Source organism: Pyramidobacter sp. C12-8 (assembly GCF_002007215.1).
GTDB lineage: Bacteria > Synergistota > Synergistia > Synergistales > Dethiosulfovibrionaceae > Pyramidobacter.
The window spans coordinates 1-542 of sequence record NZ_MUHX01000079.1 but is presented as its reverse complement, the minus strand read 5'-3'; the positions used below and the strand labels follow the sequence as shown (position 1 = coordinate 542).

The following is a 542-nucleotide window of genomic DNA, read 5'->3' as shown; positions in this document are numbered from 1 at the left end:
CGCTCCGCCGCTGATTTTCAGGGTCTCTCCGAGCTTTCTGCCGACGGGGGTCCCGCCGTCGCCGGCGAATTTCAGACCGGCGTTCGTCAGGGTGGTCTGTGAAGCGGCAATCGCGTCTTTCACGTCTTTGATGTTGGCGGCGTTGGTATCGGTGGTGCCGCCGCTGGCGACGTTGGTGATCTGGTGGTTGCCGTTGTTCAGTCCGGCGTCCGTCAGGCTCACGGTCTTGGTCGGATCCGTCGTGTTGGTGATGGTCAGGCCGCCGGCGTTAAGCAGGGTGTCGCCGATGGTCACGCTGCCGGAGCTTCCCAGGTTCAGGTTCTGCGCGAGCTGGACTTTCAGCTGGCCGCCGACGTTGTTCACGCCGATGTTGTCGTCGGTCAGTTTGGTCGCGTCCGTGCCGCCGACGATGTCGAGCGTGGCGTTCAGTTTCTTCGCGATGACTTTGCTCGCGTCGCTCTGGCCGTCGTCGCCGGCGTATTTCATACCGTCGTCGAGGGTGGCGACTTCGTGGGTCGTGCCGTTCTTGTCTTCGTACACGA

1 pseudogene is annotated in these 542 nt (G+C 62.9%); it reads right to left on the bottom strand.

The features are described 5' to 3' along the window. Window positions 1–542, bottom strand: a pseudogene (locus B0D78_RS12150) (hypothetical protein); the annotation flags it as partial.